This is a genomic window from Savagea serpentis, from assembly GCF_015351395.1.
In the GTDB taxonomy this organism is placed as follows: Bacteria; Bacillota; Bacilli; order Bacillales_A; family Planococcaceae; genus Savagea; species Savagea serpentis.
In genome coordinates this window covers 590277-605932 of the sequence record NZ_JADKPV010000001.1, presented here as the reverse complement: position 1 = coordinate 605932, position 15656 = coordinate 590277, and the positions used below count along the sequence as shown (strand labels likewise).

General features: G+C 42.5%; 13 protein-coding genes. 4 read left to right on the top strand and 9 right to left on the bottom strand.

The window, feature by feature from the left end; translation table 11 throughout:
• Positions 1–7: 7 nt before the first annotated feature.
• From IRY55_RS03115 to IRY55_RS03080, 8 genes are all read right to left on the bottom strand, one after another.
• Complete coding sequence (locus tag IRY55_RS03115; RefSeq protein WP_328799606.1) at positions 8–739, bottom strand: lysophospholipid acyltransferase family protein; 732 nt, start codon at positions 737–739, stop codon at positions 8–10.
• Positions 736–1230, bottom strand: a complete 495-nt coding sequence (locus IRY55_RS03110) for a dihydrofolate reductase (protein ID WP_194561787.1) — start codon at positions 1228–1230, stop codon at positions 736–738. Before IRY55_RS03110 ends, IRY55_RS03115 begins: the two co-directional genes overlap by 4 nt.
• 11 nt (positions 1231–1241) lie before the next feature.
• Positions 1242–2183 (bottom strand): thymidylate synthase, encoded by a 942-nt coding sequence (locus IRY55_RS03105; protein WP_194561786.1) that lies wholly within the window; start codon positions 2181–2183, stop codon positions 1242–1244.
• A gap of 181 nt (positions 2184–2364) precedes the next feature.
• A complete protein-coding gene (locus tag IRY55_RS03100; RefSeq protein WP_194561785.1) occupies positions 2365–2928 on the bottom strand; it encodes a YpjP family protein in 564 nt (187 codons plus the stop codon).
• A 354-nt stretch (positions 2929–3282) separates the two neighbouring features.
• Positions 3283–4014 (bottom strand): class I SAM-dependent methyltransferase, encoded by a 732-nt coding sequence (locus IRY55_RS03095; RefSeq protein WP_194561784.1) that lies wholly within the window; start codon positions 4012–4014, stop codon positions 3283–3285.
• A gap of 38 nt (positions 4015–4052) precedes the next feature.
• The gene (locus IRY55_RS03090) at positions 4053–4487 is read right to left on the bottom strand and encodes a BrxA/BrxB family bacilliredoxin (RefSeq protein WP_328799626.1); all 435 of its coding nucleotides are present in this window, start codon (positions 4485–4487) and stop codon (positions 4053–4055) included.
• Between the two features lie 57 nt (positions 4488–4544).
• The gene (locus tag IRY55_RS03085; RefSeq protein ID WP_194561782.1) at positions 4545–5660 is read right to left on the bottom strand and encodes a conserved virulence factor C family protein; all 1116 of its coding nucleotides are present in this window, start codon (positions 5658–5660) and stop codon (positions 4545–4547) included.
• A gap of 12 nt (positions 5661–5672) precedes the next feature.
• A complete protein-coding gene (locus IRY55_RS03080) occupies positions 5673–7547 on the bottom strand; it encodes an ABC-F family ATP-binding cassette domain-containing protein (RefSeq protein WP_194561781.1) in 1875 nt (624 codons plus the stop codon).
• Positions 7548–7735: 188 nt separating this feature from the next.
• Between IRY55_RS03080 and ilvA the strand changes: the two genes are divergently transcribed.
• Positions 7736–9028 (top strand): threonine ammonia-lyase IlvA, encoded by a 1293-nt coding sequence (gene ilvA / locus IRY55_RS03075; protein WP_194561780.1) that lies wholly within the window; start codon positions 7736–7738, stop codon positions 9026–9028.
• Positions 9029–9126: 98 nt separating this feature from the next.
• Here ilvA and IRY55_RS03070 read toward each other — a convergent pair whose 3' ends face one another.
• Positions 9127–9945, bottom strand: coding sequence for a MerR family transcriptional regulator (locus IRY55_RS03070; RefSeq protein WP_194561779.1), 819 nt, complete (start codon positions 9943–9945; stop codon positions 9127–9129).
• 89 nt (positions 9946–10034) lie between these two features.
• Here IRY55_RS03070 and IRY55_RS03065 point away from each other — a divergent pair, with 89 nt between their 5' ends.
• The 3 genes from IRY55_RS03065 (at position 10035) to IRY55_RS03055 (ending at position 15551) form a co-directional block, all read left to right on the top strand.
• Complete coding sequence (locus tag IRY55_RS03065) at positions 10035–11378, top strand: MATE family efflux transporter (RefSeq protein WP_235961005.1); 1344 nt, start codon at positions 10035–10037, stop codon at positions 11376–11378.
• A 106-nt stretch (positions 11379–11484) separates the two neighbouring features.
• A complete protein-coding gene (locus tag IRY55_RS03060) occupies positions 11485–13866 on the top strand; it encodes a Lon protease family protein (protein WP_194561778.1) in 2382 nt (793 codons plus the stop codon).
• A gap of 203 nt (positions 13867–14069) precedes the next feature.
• Positions 14070–15551 carry a sodium:solute symporter family protein gene (locus IRY55_RS03055; RefSeq protein WP_213086640.1) on the top strand — a complete coding sequence of 494 codons (1482 nt, stop codon included), beginning with the start codon at positions 14070–14072 and terminating at the stop codon, positions 15549–15551.
• Positions 15552–15656: the final 105 nt, after the last annotated feature.

Here is a 15656-nt window from a genome sequence, read left to right as displayed (position 1 = left end):
CACGTCCTCATTTTTGCTGTTGTAATCGTTGTACTTCTTCTTTAATAATCTCCTCTGCATGTTCGGTCAGTTCTTTGCGACTCATCGATATCACTTCTTCCGCTTCGATGAGTGGCAAAATCGAAATTCTTACATGCGCAGGCTTAATCCAATTTTTATTCTTTTCCATAATATCACTCGTGCCGGAAATGGCGATCGGAATGATTGGCACATTCGCATCTTGTGCAACTTTCGCAAAGCCTGACTTAAACTCTTGTACGCCTGCTCCTTTACTGCGCGTCCCTTCTGGGAAGATGATGATAGAGTGGCCTTCTTGTAATTTTGTCGTAGCATCTTTCAACACTTGCATCGCACTGCGACGATTCGTCCGGTCGAGAAAAATACAATTCATCTCTTCCATCCAATCTCGAATAACGGGTAATTTTTTCACTTCCGCTTTCGAAATAAATCCGAACGGCTTTGGAATGTTGGCGATTAATGTAGGGATATCAAAGTTTCCTTCATGGTTGCTAATGAGCAATGCGGGACCATCGATTAAGTTTTCGGTTCCTTCTACTTGAAACGTGCTTTTCGTGCGCTTCAAAATACCACTCGCCCAATGGATCGGCTCCTCATCAACGAAAGCATCTTTCTCTTGAATCGACGTCGATTCAGGCAAAGCTTGCACTTGTTTTAATTTTTTTAACGAAAATGGCAAATACCCGAATAGGTAACCATACGTTCGCATCGATCGAATCACTGCGATTTCTTCCTTTCGTACGTATAAAATGTATATTCCACACCTTCATCATTTTGAAACGTCTCCGACTGTTCCACTACATTGTAATCCGCTTCATCATAAGTAGGGAAATGAGCATCTCCTTCAAAAGTGGCGTCAATTTTTGTCACATATAAACGATCTGCTAAAGGTAATGCCTCTTCATAAATTTGAGCACCGCCAATAATCATAATGGTGTCGCTCTCCCGCTTCGCTCGCTCGATAGCTGCTTCAAGCGACCCGACGAGCACGACTCCTTCTGGCACTTCATAAGACGCATTGCGACTAATCACGACATTTAAGCGTCCAGGAAGTGCACGTCCAATCGATTCGAACGTTTTCCGTCCCATAATGATAGGATGTCCGAGCGTCACTCGTTTAAAATGTTGTAAATCATTCGGCAAATGCCACGGCATCGCATTGTTTTTTCCAATGACGTAATCGTGAGCATGTGCGACGACTAATGCGATCATTTTTACTCCTCCTATACTGCAATCGGTGCTTTAATACTTGGATGTGGGTCATAGCCAAGCAATTCAAAGTCCTCAGTTTGTAAATTAAAAATAGACTCTTTCTGTGCAATGCGCACCGTTGGCAATGCTCTCGGTTCACGCGCTAATTGTTCACGCACTTGGTCGTAATGGTTTGAATAAATGTGCGCGTCCCCTAACGTATGCACGAATTCTCCGAGTTCATAACCCGTTTCGCGTGCAATGAGCATCATAAGAAGCGCATACGATGCGATATTGAACGGCACACCTAAGAAAATGTCCGCGCTGCGCTGATACAGTTGACACGACAATTTGCCGTCCGCCACGTAAAACTGGAACATATTGTGACACGGAGGCAATGCCATATCGTCTACTTCCGCTGGATTCCACGCGGTCACAATATGTCTGCGTGAATCAGGGTTCTGTTTCAAACTTTCGATAACATTCGCAATTTGGTCGATCGACTCGCCGTTCGGACCGACCCACGACCGCCACTGCTTGCCGTATACCGGCCCGAGATCCCCGTATTTTTCAGCGAATGCATCATCTTCTAGCACACGCGTGCGAAACTGCTCCAATTGTTCTTCATACTGTATGCGAAAGGCGTCGTCTTTTAACGCCCGACGACCGAAATCTGTCATGTCTGGCCCATCATATTCCGCGCTATCCACCCATTGTTTAAACGCCCACTCATCCCAAATGCGGTTGTTTTCTTCAATGAGTGTACGCACATTCGTATCGCCTTTTAAAAACCAAAGCAATTCCGAGACGATGAGACGAAATGCGGTGCGTTTCGTTGTCAATAAAGGAAATCCTTCCTGCAAATTAAAGCGCATTTGATACCCGAAAATACTTTTCGTTCCTGTACCTGTACGATCTCCTTTTTCGACACCTTCATCCATCACTTTATGTAAAAGTTGTAAATACTGCTGCATGTTGTGAAACCTCCTTCAAATCCATAAAAACTATTATAACAAACTATGGCCGTATGCGCTCTCTAGAGCTATTTTTAAAAAGGTTTCTTTTACATTATATCACTATAACTTAATCGAGGAATGGATGCGAATAAAAAAGCTATTTTCCATCGATTGATAGAAAATAGCTTACGTGTTCCTATTATGATAACCATTTCGGTGGTGTGTTTTTGCTCCAGTAAATGTCACCGATCGTATGATGCTCATCAAAGTCATCCTCTTGTACGTGATAGTGGAAATTGTAGTAATACCCTTCTTGTGGGCGTTTTTCAGTGCGCACATGGAAATATAGCAATTCGTCTCCTGACTGCGCATCGTATACATTGAACATTTTTTCAGAATAGTTCCCGCTCGGATTTTCAGTTACCGCAAGTGTGCGATTCCCTTCATACACTTGAGCGATCACTTTTTCAATTTCAGGGAAGATGACATCATCAAATTCATTTTGAATTTTCGGCCCAATTTTTGAGCCAAATTTCGTATAGGCGACGGTTTTTGCTTGCTTATATAAATCATCGATACTCGATGGTTGAAATTCACTTTGCCACTCAACTTGGTAATTCTCTCCACTTAATTCCGCTGCTGAGTCGCTAAACGGCTCTGACTTCTCATCCACATTCGCCCATATTTCATGACTCGGTGAGATAACACCTAATGTAAAAATGGCAACGGTTCCAATTAATAGTTGTCTTAACCATTGTTTCATCCGATTCAACTCCTTTCCTTTCTATTATAGACGGACTTTTTATAAAAAAGTTTCATCACGTTCACGATTTCTCCCTCATTTTCCTTTGGAACAGTAGCGAGCGACTGAAAATTCATGGTATACTGTGAAACAGACAGATTGTCTCTTTAAAATGAATATATGAAAGTAAAGGAGGGTTTCTTCATGAATATCGAATTATTCGTTGGTATCGCAATGCTCGTACTTACTTTTTATTTATCTTCACTCAATTTTACACATTAATCTTTCCTTTACGCAACTAAAAAGGATTGCACATTAAAAATAAGCTACTTCCGTTCTAAAGTGAACAGAGGTAGCTTATTTTTTATTGGCACGTTACCCGAACCGAATCACACCGTAATGAAATTTACTCGTCTTGCGAACTTCGCGCTCAAATCCAAATCGCTCGAATAATTGCGATGTGTAATGCCCTTTTAAAATGATTGATTTTTTCGCTACACGCTTCGCTTCCTCGACCCATTCTGCTGTCAACGCATCCCGTGACGCTTTCGTACGCAAGTTTTCGAATGGTGTCGATTCTTCGATAACAGCGTCAAATAGCGGATCGAGATAAATGTGATCGATAGATGCGTCTTGTTGGTCTTGCAAATACGTATACGCATCTGTGCAATGCGTCTGAATACGACGCATCGCCTCACAAAATGTCGGGTCCGCTTCGTCGTAACGCGCAAGCCCCGTCGCTGTAATGTAATGAATGTCGAACTGTTTTTCAAGCGCGGTCACCGAGCCTTTCGAACCGACGCCATGCGATAAAATGATGCTGTCCGCTCCCCGCCCAAGCGTGCAATCGAGCACGGAGTCACCCGGTTGGATTGAACCGATTTCAAGTAGCGGATCTTGATCACCTTTTAATAGTCGTTTATAACGAATGAGCGCCATGTTCGGATGAAAGAAAAACGGCTCCACTGAACCTTCTGTAAACAATTCATCCCGCTCTTCTCCAAATACGAGAATGCGTGTCGCTTCTTGGTACAGCTGGGTAATCGAACGTTTCTTACGCGGTTCGTAGCGAATGTTATGCTTTTTAGCAAAAGATTGGGCACGCATCTTTGTAGCTTCAGATGCGCGCCCTGATGTAGTGACAATCATTCAACAAATTGTGCGAGCACATCCGATAAATGTGTCTCGATTTGTTCCATTTCGTAATTTTCGATTTGCTCACGTGGGATGAAGTATGCGAGTTTCCCATCTTTTAAAAGTGCGATCGACGGGCTTGATGGTGGGACTTCTGTGAAATACTCACGCATCGCTTCTGTCGCTTCACGGTCTTGTCCTGCGAATACCGTCCATAAATGTGTCGGTTTGTTTTCCGCTTTATTCAATGCTTCACGCACTGCTGGACGTGCAAGACCTGCTGCACAACCACAAACAGAGTTGATGACGACGAGTGCTGTTCCTTTCATACCGTTCATCACTTCATGTACTTCTTCTGCTGTCGTCAATTCACGGAACCCTTCATTGACGAGCTCTTGACGCATACCGCGCGTCATTTCCATCATATGTCGTTCATATGCGTTCATATCCATCGTTCCAAAACCCCTTTACCCTTATATTTTTTCGCTTTCAGTATAGCATGTTTAAGCGTCGAATTGCTCGGTCATTTGTTTCCAAATCGAGCCTCGTGCTTCTTCTCCACCTTCAATGCGCTGAATCGCTAATTTAATTTGCAATTTCACTTCGAATTCTGGGTCTTCCTCTACTGCACGCAATGCAGGAAGTGCGCGTTCTGTACCCGTTTCGTACAAGTACATCGCCGCGCGCCAACGAACGAGCTTATTTTTATCTCCAAGGGCGCGAATCGCTGCCTCTTCAAACGCTTGGAAGCCGAGGTCACTCATACAGTCTCCTGCCGTACGACGCACCGCCCAACTTTTATCGTGCAACGCTTTTTCAACGAGAGGTACGACACGCTCATCTTCAATCATGCCTAAGTAAGCCGTTGCGAGTCTGCGAATTGACATTTTCTCATCGTCCAATGCCGCATTTAAAACAGGTAAATCTTCCACATCAGGCTCTCCAATTTGATCAAGCAATTGGAAACGAACTTCCCACGCTTCGTTTGAAAATTGATCTAATGTGACGCGCTCTACCTGGCGCTGTTCCTCTTCTTCGCCACGTTGATGTGCTGCGATGATTGTTTGAAGACGTTCTTTCGGATACGCTGCTTCAATTTCTGCGATGATCGCTTCTCCAATTTCGTCTTTTTCTCCATAACGAATGCCGTAATCTGCCCATTTTCGTAATAAAATGTAGTTTTCCGCTTCCGTACTATGCACGCTTTCCATCGCATGGATAAAACGCTCGCCTAACGCAAAACGCTTTTCTTCCATCGTGTCGAATACTTTCACTTGAATCGGAATGTCTTTATATGTTTGAACGTGGACGTACACTTCACCGAAATGATCATCTTCAACCGCTTCTGTCTCGATTGATGATTGGTCGCTACCTTCTAATACGCCACGAATTTCTTTTAAAATCTTTTCCCATGGCACGTTGGCGATTCGTTCGACGGCCATGAAATCTTCAATGCGGTAAATGCCACGCACTCCGTGAAGGGAAAGCAATTCCTGATAAGGAGATGGTGCACTGTCATCTTTTCGATAATTGTAACGCTCCCCATCTGGTAATCGTTCATCCACAAGGATTTTCATCGAGTTCGGACTCGGCGTTGGTTCAATCGTTATAATGTTCACGTATATCCTCTCCTACTGTTCATTTGCGAGCTGTTCTAAATACTCCCATCGCTCTAATAATACATCAAGCGCTTCGTTTTTTTCATTTAATTGCTCGGTTAACTTCGCAATTTGTTCATAATTGCTTCCTGCTTCTTCCATTTGACCGTTTAACTGTTCAATTTCTTCTTCCAGCTGCATTAAATCATCCTCGATTGTTTCCCATTCGCGCTTTTCATTGTAGCTCATTTTTTTCTTGCGCTCTTTCGGACGCTCTTCTTGCTTCGTCTCTTTGACAACTTCCACAACCTCTTCAGGCTCCGCTAAATATTCGCTATACAAACCGTAATAGCTGTCGACTTTCCCTTTGCCATCTAATGCCCAAAGTGTCGTACACGTACGGTCCAAAAAGTAACGATCATGGGAGATGACGATGACGACACCGCCAAATGTATCTAAAAAGGATTCGAGTACTGTTAACGTTTCGATATCGAGATCGTTCGTCGGCTCATCGAGTAATAAAACGTTCGGTTCTTCCATTAATAAGCGCAGTAAAAAGAGACGCTTTTTTTCACCGCCGGATAATTTGCGAATCGGCGTGCCGTGAACGTGGCTCGGGAATAAAAATCGCTCAAGCATTTGCGTCGCTGACAAACGTTCTCCTGAAGCTGTTTGAATCGAGTTCGACACTTCTCGAATGTAATTGATCACGCGTTCATCGGTATCCATGTTCGGAATATGTTGGTGGAAATGTGCCATTTTCACCGTTTGACCGATCGTGATCGTTCCTTGGTCGGGCTGTTCTTCTCCTGCGATCATTTTAAGCAATGTCGATTTTCCTGCTCCGTTCGGTCCGACAATCGCAATGCGATCTGTCCGTTTCACAAGCGCTGAAAAGTCTTCAATGAGTTGACGGTCGCCGAATGATTTCGCAAGCGACTCAATTTCAATCACTTGCTTTCCAAGACGGGTCGAAGCGACGGCCATTTCGAGTTCGGTTTCCCGCGTTTTCGTCAACACATCATCTTTCAAAATATCAAAGCGTTGCAAGCGTGCTTTTTGTTTGGTTGAACGAGCTTTCGCGCCACGCATAACCCATTTTAATTCATTGCGGTACCGATTTTGTTGTTTGGCAGCCGTTTGAACAGCTAGCTGTTCACGTTCTGACTTTTGCATGACGAAATCGGCATAGTTCCCTTCGTATTCATATAACTTCCCTTGATCAAGCTCATAAATTTTCGTCGCCACTTCATCTAAAAAGTAGCGGTCATGCGTAATGAAAAGTACCGCCCGCTTCGTCTGTTGTAAATACGTTTGCAACCATTCAATCGAATCGATATCTAAATGGTTCGTCGGCTCATCAAGCAATAATAAATCACTTTCTTCGAGCAATACTTTCGCGAGTGCAACACGTTTACGCTCTCCTCCCGAACAGTCGCGCACTCGTTTCGCAGGCTCTAACATATGAAGCTTCGATAAAATCGTCCGCGCTTGCGTATTCATATCCCAAGCCCCTTGCGCATCCATCTCTGCTTGAATATCTGTAAAGCGCTGTTGAATTTTTTCATCTGTCGGATGTTCACTCAATTGGCGTGTCACTTGTTCGTATTCATAGTTTAAACGCATGAGTGGCGTATCGCTTTGGAATAATGTTTCAATAATCGTCAAATCCAAATCGAGACGGTCTTCTTGTGTTAATAGACGAATTGTATAATCATTCGGATGTTTCTTTTCATACTCGTCCGCAATCACTTCATTCGCCAATACCGAGAGCAATGTCGTTTTACCTGTTCCATTTTGACCAACGATTCCGATTTTTTCTCCGGAATGAATCGTAAATTGTATATTTTCAAATAATGTTTTTTCCCCTATTGTTTTTGTCAGTTGCAATACTTGAAACTGTTTCATCTTGCCACTTCCTTCACTAATTGTCCGTTCTATCGTACACGAAAGTAGCGCCTTTCGCCAAAAAACTTTCCTTCTTTCTCCTATAATTCCCGTATAAATTGACGGACAATTTAGATAAGTCCGTTTCAATTCTCGTACTTTCATGTTATTATTATGTAATCTTTACATATCCATTGGAGGTTTTATCAATGACGAACTCAGTGACCAATAAAGAAACAGAAGACGTAGCGAAAAAATTACCGCTACAATTAGAAGATGTCCTCATCGCCAACCAGCTACTGAAAGACATCGTCAGCCACACACCTTTACAAAAAAACGAACGGCTTTCAGAGCAATATGAGTGCAATGTCTACATTAAACGGGAAGACTTGCAACATGTGCGCTCTTTCAAATTGCGTGGCGCGTATTACAAAATTAAACGCATTGAAAATGATGCTCGCAAATATGGCGTCGTCTGTGCGAGTGCTGGAAATCACGCGCAAGGAGTCGCCTACGCATGTGCTCACCTCGAAATCGAAGGTAAAATCTTCATGCCACAAACGACACCGAAACAAAAAATTAACCAAGTGAAAATGTTCGGTCGCCACTTCGTCGAAATTATTCTCGTCGGCGATACATTTGATGAGTCTTCAAAAGAGGCGATGGCATACTCGGAGGAACACGGACAAATTTTCATCCATCCATTTGACGATCCTGACATTATTGCTGGACAAGGTACCGTAGCGGTCGAAGTGATGAACGACATCGACGAGCCGCTCGACTTTATTTTCGCAAGTGTCGGCGGTGGTGGATTAGTCGCTGGTTTATCAACCTACATTAAAAACGTCTCTCCTCACACAAAAATTATCGGGGTAGAACCAGCAGGGGCGGCGAGCATGAAAGCAGCGCTCGCACATGGCGGACCGGTCAACTTGCCACAGATCGACAAATTTGTCGACGGAGCTGCTGTCCAATGTGTCGGCACGATGACGCATCAAGTCATTTCACAATCCGTCGATGATATTATCGTCGTTCCAGAAGGAAAAGTATGTACGTCCATTTTAACGATGTATAATGAACATGCGATCATCGCGGAACCAGCAGGAGCATTACCGATTGCCGCTCTCGACTTCTACAAAGATAAAATTAAAGGAAAATCTGTCGTCTGTGTCGTATCTGGCGGAAATAACGACATCGGTCGCATGCAAGAAATTAAAGAGAAGTCTCTCTTATATGAAGGTTTACTTTACTATTTCATCATCGACTTCCCGCAACGTGCAGGCGCACTTCGCCAATTTCTCGATGAAGTGCTCGGCCCAGATGATGACATTACGACATTCGAATACACGAAGAAAAACAATAAAGAAAATGGCCCAGGTCTCGTTGGCATCGAAATTAAACGTCGCGAAGATTATGCGAGCTTAATTCAACGGATGAAGGAGAACGGCTTCCCTTATAAAGAAGTGAATAAAGATAGTTCTTTATTCGGCCTTTTAATTTAAGTATTACAAACAGCAAATCGTCATGTCGATTTGCTGTTTTTTTATTCATCTCATCAGAAACAATCACGGTTCTTTGACCAAAATAGAATAGATTCCTTCTATCTCTTAATGACCCGAACCATCATTTTCGTCACATATTGTTCGGTATTGCTCGAAATAATTTCATCGAGCATATATTGCTCATAAACATCTCCTGCGACAATGTATTGCTCCGCTTCCATCCATCGTTTAATCCGTTCATACGCTTCTGTAACTGCATTGTAATCTCCTACATGATATGTACAAGCATACGTCCCCGCTTCTTTCATCACCGAACAGTTTGTTTTCGGTTCTTCCACTCGAATGTAAAAACACCCACCCGTTACATAATCCCCTTTTTCAAACTGTTCCTTAGAAAATAGACGGCTCATCGGGTAACCCGCATCACGCTCATTGTTTACGAAATATTGTGCGAAATGTTGAATCCGTTCTGAAATTTCTTTCTCCGAAGTGGCAATGATCGGCTCACTTACAATTAAACATTCCGCTTCCATCTGTTCAATAAAGACCTCTTCTACAACTTGCCCCGCCTCTTGAATGAGCGCTCGCTTCGTGCGAATAATTTGTTGCAGTTCGCTTAATTCTTCCATTTTGCGAATGAGCACTTGTTCTTTTTCTTCCAATAAACGTACCGCTTCTTCCAATTCTTTTTCATTTAAAAATTGCTTAATCTCTTTTAACGGAGTATCCAATCGTTTCAATAAATCAATAACGGCAAAACGTTCCAATTGATGCACCGAATAATATCGATAGCCATTTTTTTCGATAAAGTCTGGCTGCAGTAGTCCTATTTTATCGTAGTAAATAATCGTTTGCTTCGAGATTCCACACGCTTTCGCAAATTCTCCCGTCGTAAAAAATTGTCCTTTATCTTTCATTTCTACTTTCCTCCATTGTTCGCTTGACTATATAGTAACTATATCGTTTAACATATAGAAAGCAAATTGAAATATGAAGGATGATCGCAATGATGACAACTACAGAGAAACTTCAAACGATGAAGCCTTCTCGTTTATTTTTATCGTATTTAATTCCCTCGCTTCTGGGGATGATGCTCATGGCGGTGAATATTTTAATCGATGGACTATTCGTTAGCCACGGAGTGGGAGAACGTGCACTTGCCGGTGTGAACGTCGCAGTACCTGTTTATTCTATTTTACTCTCGATTTCATTATGGATTGGGATGGGTGGCGCGACGATGTATTCAATCGCACTCGGTCGCGGTGAACAAAAACGCGCTCAGTCGATCTTCAGCCAAGCGATTGTGACAGCAGTCTTACTCACAAGTGTCATCATTATTTTTAGTTTAATTTTCGAAAAACAGATGGCTTACTTTTTCGGTGCAACGGATGAAATTTATCCGTTCGTACGCGATTATTTGCACGTCATTTTAGTCGCTGGGCTCATTTATATTTTAGAAAATATTTTAAGCATTTTCATTCGGAACGACGGCAATCCTGTACTCGCTACTGCCGGTCTCGTCGTCAATTCGATTTTGAATATTATTTTAAACTATATTTTCATTTTCCAATTCGGCTGGGGAGTGAAAGGTGCAGCGTGGGCGACCGTTATTGCGACGATTATCGGCACACTCGTCTTACTGCTCCACTTCCGCAAACCGACGAATCATTTAAAATTCATTACATGGCGACTTGAATGGGCGACGGTGAAGTCGATGCTTCTAATCGGTTTACCGAGCTTTATCGTCGAAGGAAGTGCAGCGATTATGATTGTGGCGACGAATATGTCGTTCAAACATTTCACAGGGGAACTCGGCATTACGGCGTTCGCCGTCGTCAACTACGTCCATGCGGTATTCATCATGATCTTCATCGGAGTAGGTGCAGCACTGCAACCGATTACGAGCTATCATCACGGTGCAAAACTGTTCGATCGTCTCCAAACTTTCGTGAAAATCGCCGTTTGGACGGGCTTTGGTATCGGACTTCTCTCTTTTCTCGTCGGATCACTGGCGAGCGATGTATTCATCGACTTATTCGCTATTCAAAATGAAGAAGTTGCGGCATTCACTCGAAAAGGAATCGTACTCTTTTTCATCGGCTATTTATTTTTAGGGGTGAATATGGTGTATGCAGAGTTTTATCAATCGATTGAACAAATCCGCTTCGCTACACTGATCATACTCAGTCGAAGTCTCGTATTTTTATTACCGAGCTTATGGATTTTACCGACTTTATTCGGTCCAGATGCCATTTGGCTCGCCTTTCCTGTCGCGGAAGGTATCACTTTACTGTTATTGATCGTTTTTAAAACATATCACAAGCATCGCGATCAATCGCTCATTTCTTAACGAAAGCGTAGAAGATTAAATCTTCTACGCTTTTTGTACATTCCTTATCTTTTTTACAGCATTTAGGATACTATAAAGAGAGTAACTATTTTAAAGAGGTGATGAGATGAATGATTTAAAATTAACACCCGAACAGTTAAAACATACCGTTTCCGCACAACAGTTTCCGTTCGAAACGACGGAAGAAGTTGAAACACTACAAGCAATTATCGGGCAGAAGCGTGGCGTAGATGTCATGAAATTTGGCTTACATGCGAACCGTGACGGCTACAATATTTATATCGCCGGTCTCCCAGGTACCGGAAAAACGACATTCGCGCGCGCCATGGTAGAAGATTTTGCAAAACGTGAAACATCCTTATTCGACTGGTGTTACGTGTACAACTTCAAAGACCAATACAAACCGAAATTGTTACAACTTCCAGTCGGACTCGGACGTAAATTGTCAGAAAGTATGGAACAATTAATTAAAAACTTAAAAACAGATATTCCGCGCGCTTTCAATGAAGAAAGTTATTTAGCGGAGAGGAAAGAGCTGACAGAACAATTTCATTATGCGAGTACAGCCATCGCTGAAAAAATGAATGAACTCGCACAAGAAGAAGGTTTTATGATTCAACCGACAGCAGCGGGTATCGTCACGATTCCAATCATCGACGGTGAACCGTTGACGGAAGAAGGGTTGGAATTACTTGACGACGAAACGATTGAAGAAATGGAGAAAAATAGTGCAAACTTGCAACAAAAATTATCCATTTATATGAATGAAATTCGAGCATTAGATGATAAATTAAACGAACAACTCGACGCCCTTGATCGCCAAGTCGCCTTACATGCTGCCGGGCATCACCTCGAAAAATTAAATGAACAATTCGAACAATGTCCGAGCATTTTGCAATACGTACAAGAAGTGAAAGAAGATATTTTGAAAAATATCGACCACTTTTTACAAAGCGACGAAGAAACTCAAGAGGAAATGGCGAAAGCTTTAAGCGAGTCCGATGCATTGTTCAGAAAATATGAAGTGAATATTCTCGTACATCATGAAGAAACGAACGGAGCACCTGTCATCATCGCGGACAATCCAACATATTACAATATGATTGGAAAAGTGGAATACGAAAGCCGCATGGGTGTCATGAGCACAAACTTCACGAAAATAAAACCAGGCTTTTTACATGAAGCGAATGGCGGCTATTTAATTATTCAAGCGCGTGATCTGTTGACGAAAAGTTACGCATGGGAAGGATTGAAGCGCGCCCTCCTGCATAAAGAATTAAAAATTGAAAATATCGCAGAACATGCGAGTTTAGTTGCGACGACATCACTACAACCCGAAGCGCTCCCTCTCGATGTGAAAGTCATTTTAATCGGCAATGTCGACACGTATCAAATGCTTTACCATTATGATGAAGATTTCCGAAAGCTCTTTAAAATTAAAGTCGATTTCGACGTAGAAATGGACGCTTCTGAACAAAATATGATGAGCCTCGTCCGCTTTATCCATACACATGCGACGGAACATCATTTGCTTCCTTTTCACCGCGATGCTGTCGCACGCATTATCGAATATAGTATGCGACTTGCAGATGAACAGACAAAATTGTCGACACGTTTTAATGAACTCGTCGAATTGCTCTATGAAGCAGATACGTGGGCAAGATTGGAAGACGCAACAACCATTCACGCCTCTCATATTCAAAAAACGATTGACGAAAAGCAATATCGCAACAATCTATATGAAGAAAAAGTTCAACAAAACGTGTTGGACGAAACGATTTTAATTGAAACATCTGGCGCAAGCGTCGGACAAGTGAACGGGCTCGCTGTTCTCAACCTCGGACAATATCAGTTCGGAAAGCCGACACGCATTACAGCGACGACTTTTGTCGGTGAAAGTGGCATCGTCAATATCGAAAGAGAAAGTGAATTGTCGGGAAGTCTTCACAATAAAGGGGTCTACATTTTAAGTGGATATCTCGGACAAATCTTCGCGCAACAATTCCCACTCTCTTTAACAGCTCATCTTGCATTTGAACAATCGTACAGTGGCGTCGACGGAGACAGCGCTTCGAGCACTGAATTGTACGCACTCCTTTCTAGCTTAGCGAATGTGCCGATTAAACAAGGTTTTGCCGTGACAGGCTCGGTTAACCAAAAAGGAGAAGTCCAACCGATCGGGGGCGTCAATGAAAAAGTCGAAGGGTTTTTTGCCATTTGTGAAAAACAAGGACTGACAGGAGAACAAGGCGTCCTCATCCCAAAAGCGAATGTGCGTCAACTCATGTTGAATGACCGAGTCATTGAAGCGGTCAAAAATAAAAAATTCCATATTTATGCCATCGAAACGGTTGAACAAGGAATTCATATTTTAACAGGTATTTCTGCTGGCTTAAAAGAAGATGGTACTTTCGAACCTAATTCTATTTATGGACGCGTGCATAATCAATTGAAAAATTTTGCGAAATTCGCTAGAAAAAACGATTAATCGCTCGCTTCCCTACTTTTCCTATCTTTTAGGTCTTTCCCCTTATCATAACGAATATTTTTTATTTTTTCATGCCGTTTTATTTTTTTCAATTTGCTATTTTTATAAAGTTATTATATGATGATGACACAAATTTATAGTCCAATTAAAGCGCTCTCAAATATTGAGAACGCTTTTTCATTTGGTCTTTTTTCGAAAAGGAGATGAACAATGTGATTGAAATTAGTACACATTTATGGATTCAGTTTGGCATCTTTATGGCCATTATGGTCGGTGTCAGTATGTATGCCGCACGCAAAACGAAGACGATGGAAGACTTCGCGATCAGTGGCGGTACACTCGGTCCATATGTGCTCGGCTTATCACTCGCTGCGACACTATTTAGCGCCGCGACATTTATGGGGTATCCTGGATACTCATACGCTTGGGGGCTCAGTAACTTATGGCTCTATTTAGCGATCTTTATCGGGGCTCCTCTCGGATTTATTACGATTGCGAAAACCGCATACAAGCGCAATCAAGAGCAACACTCCCTTTCGCTTCCTGACTGGTTAGGCGATTATTACGATAGCGATATTTTACGTGTCGGCACAGGACTCATTATGTTATTTAATTTATTTTACATCGCCGCACAGTTTTCAGCAGGTGCGCAAATTTTCCAAAACATGCTGAATTTAAATTATTTAACAGGGCTCATTTTAATTGCCGTGATTGTCGTTGCATATGTATATGTCGGAGGTTCGTATGCGGACGTCTACACCGATGCGGTACAAGCGATTATGATGGCCGCAACAGGCATTATCGTCTTTTTATCTGGATTGTATTTCTTCGGAGATTGGAGCATTTCAAAAACGTTCCAAGCGATTACAGACAACTTTAAAGAACAAGATATGCAATTACTTTCTGTCTTTAATCCCGATTCGAACTATTATGCGATTTCAGCGGTACTCGGTTTACTCATTATTCAATTTTCTTTCGCCTCACAACCGCAATTATTTAACAAAGTATTATCGTTAAAAAACGAAAAAGACTTGCGTAAAATGATTATCGTTTACATTTTCGCAGCAGCCGCTTCATTGTTCGTTTTATTCGGTGGATTTTTCGCCCGCATAGCTGTTCCAGGATTGGAACAAGCAGACCTCGCTTTACTTGAGTATGTCGCATGGGGCTTCCCTGCTGCGCTCGCTGCATTCGTTGCGGTCGTTATTTTGGCCGCGGCTTTATCGACGACAGACGGTTTGTTCGTCGTCATGAGTACGGTATTTGCGAATGACATTTATAAAAAAGTGCTCGTGAAACGTGGCATCATTAAAACGACACCTGAAAAAGCGGATGCGACTGCGCTTAAAATTAGCCGGATTGTCGTTTTAATCGTCGGTTTGCTCGCTGCACTCATCGTCTTAAACCCGCCGCCATTTTTAGCGGATTTAATGTGGGTCGGCATATCCGGAGTATCTGCAGGAACACTCGGCCCTGTGATGTATGCGGTATTCGGGAAGAAAAAAGCGCATCGTCGTGCAGCGGAAGGTTCGATGATCATTGGCTTAGCCTTTTATTTAGTGATCGTATTTACAGGCCTCGAGCCGAGCCCACTCGCTGCAGGCGGTTGGTCTACGCTCGTCGGAATCATCACGATGTTCGTCTTAGCGAATGTATTACCACGTCCGATAGAAGTAACAAAATAAGGAGGCGTTCCTATGTTTAGTTCTACGATGTTTACCATTTGGATTATTGGAATGATTGCATCTACTGCAATTTTTTCCTTTTTGCTTTTAAAATATTACAAACTA

Coding starts and splice junctions, on each gene's coding strand:
- IRY55_RS03110 (WP_194561787.1), bottom strand. CDS start 1,230: ATGATCGCATTAGTCGTCGCACATGCTCACGATTACGTCATTGGAAAA.
- IRY55_RS03105 (WP_194561786.1), bottom strand. CDS start 2,183: ATGCAGCAGTATTTACAACTTTTACATAAAGTGATGGATGAAGGTGTC.
- IRY55_RS03100 (WP_194561785.1), bottom strand. CDS start 2,928: ATGAAACAATGGTTAAGACAACTATTAATTGGAACCGTTGCCATTTTT.
- IRY55_RS03095 (WP_194561784.1), bottom strand. CDS start 4,014: ATGCGTGCCCAATCTTTTGCTAAAAAGCATAACATTCGCTACGAACCG.
- IRY55_RS03090 (WP_328799626.1), bottom strand. CDS start 4,487: ATGAACGCATATGAACGACATATGATGGAAATGACGCGCGGTATGCGT.
- IRY55_RS03080 (WP_194561781.1), bottom strand. CDS start 7,547: ATGAAACAGTTTCAAGTATTGCAACTGACAAAAACAATAGGGGAAAAA.
- ilvA (WP_194561780.1), top strand. CDS start 7,736: ATGACGAACTCAGTGACCAATAAAGAAACAGAAGACGTAGCGAAAAAA.
- IRY55_RS03070 (WP_194561779.1), bottom strand. CDS start 9,945: ATGAAAGATAAAGGACAATTTTTTACGACGGGAGAATTTGCGAAAGCG.
- IRY55_RS03065 (WP_235961005.1), top strand. CDS start 10,035: ATGATGACAACTACAGAGAAACTTCAAACGATGAAGCCTTCTCGTTTA.
- IRY55_RS03060 (WP_194561778.1), top strand. CDS start 11,485: ATGAATGATTTAAAATTAACACCCGAACAGTTAAAACATACCGTTTCC.
- IRY55_RS03055 (WP_213086640.1), top strand. CDS start 14,070: ATGAACAATGTGATTGAAATTAGTACACATTTATGGATTCAGTTTGGC.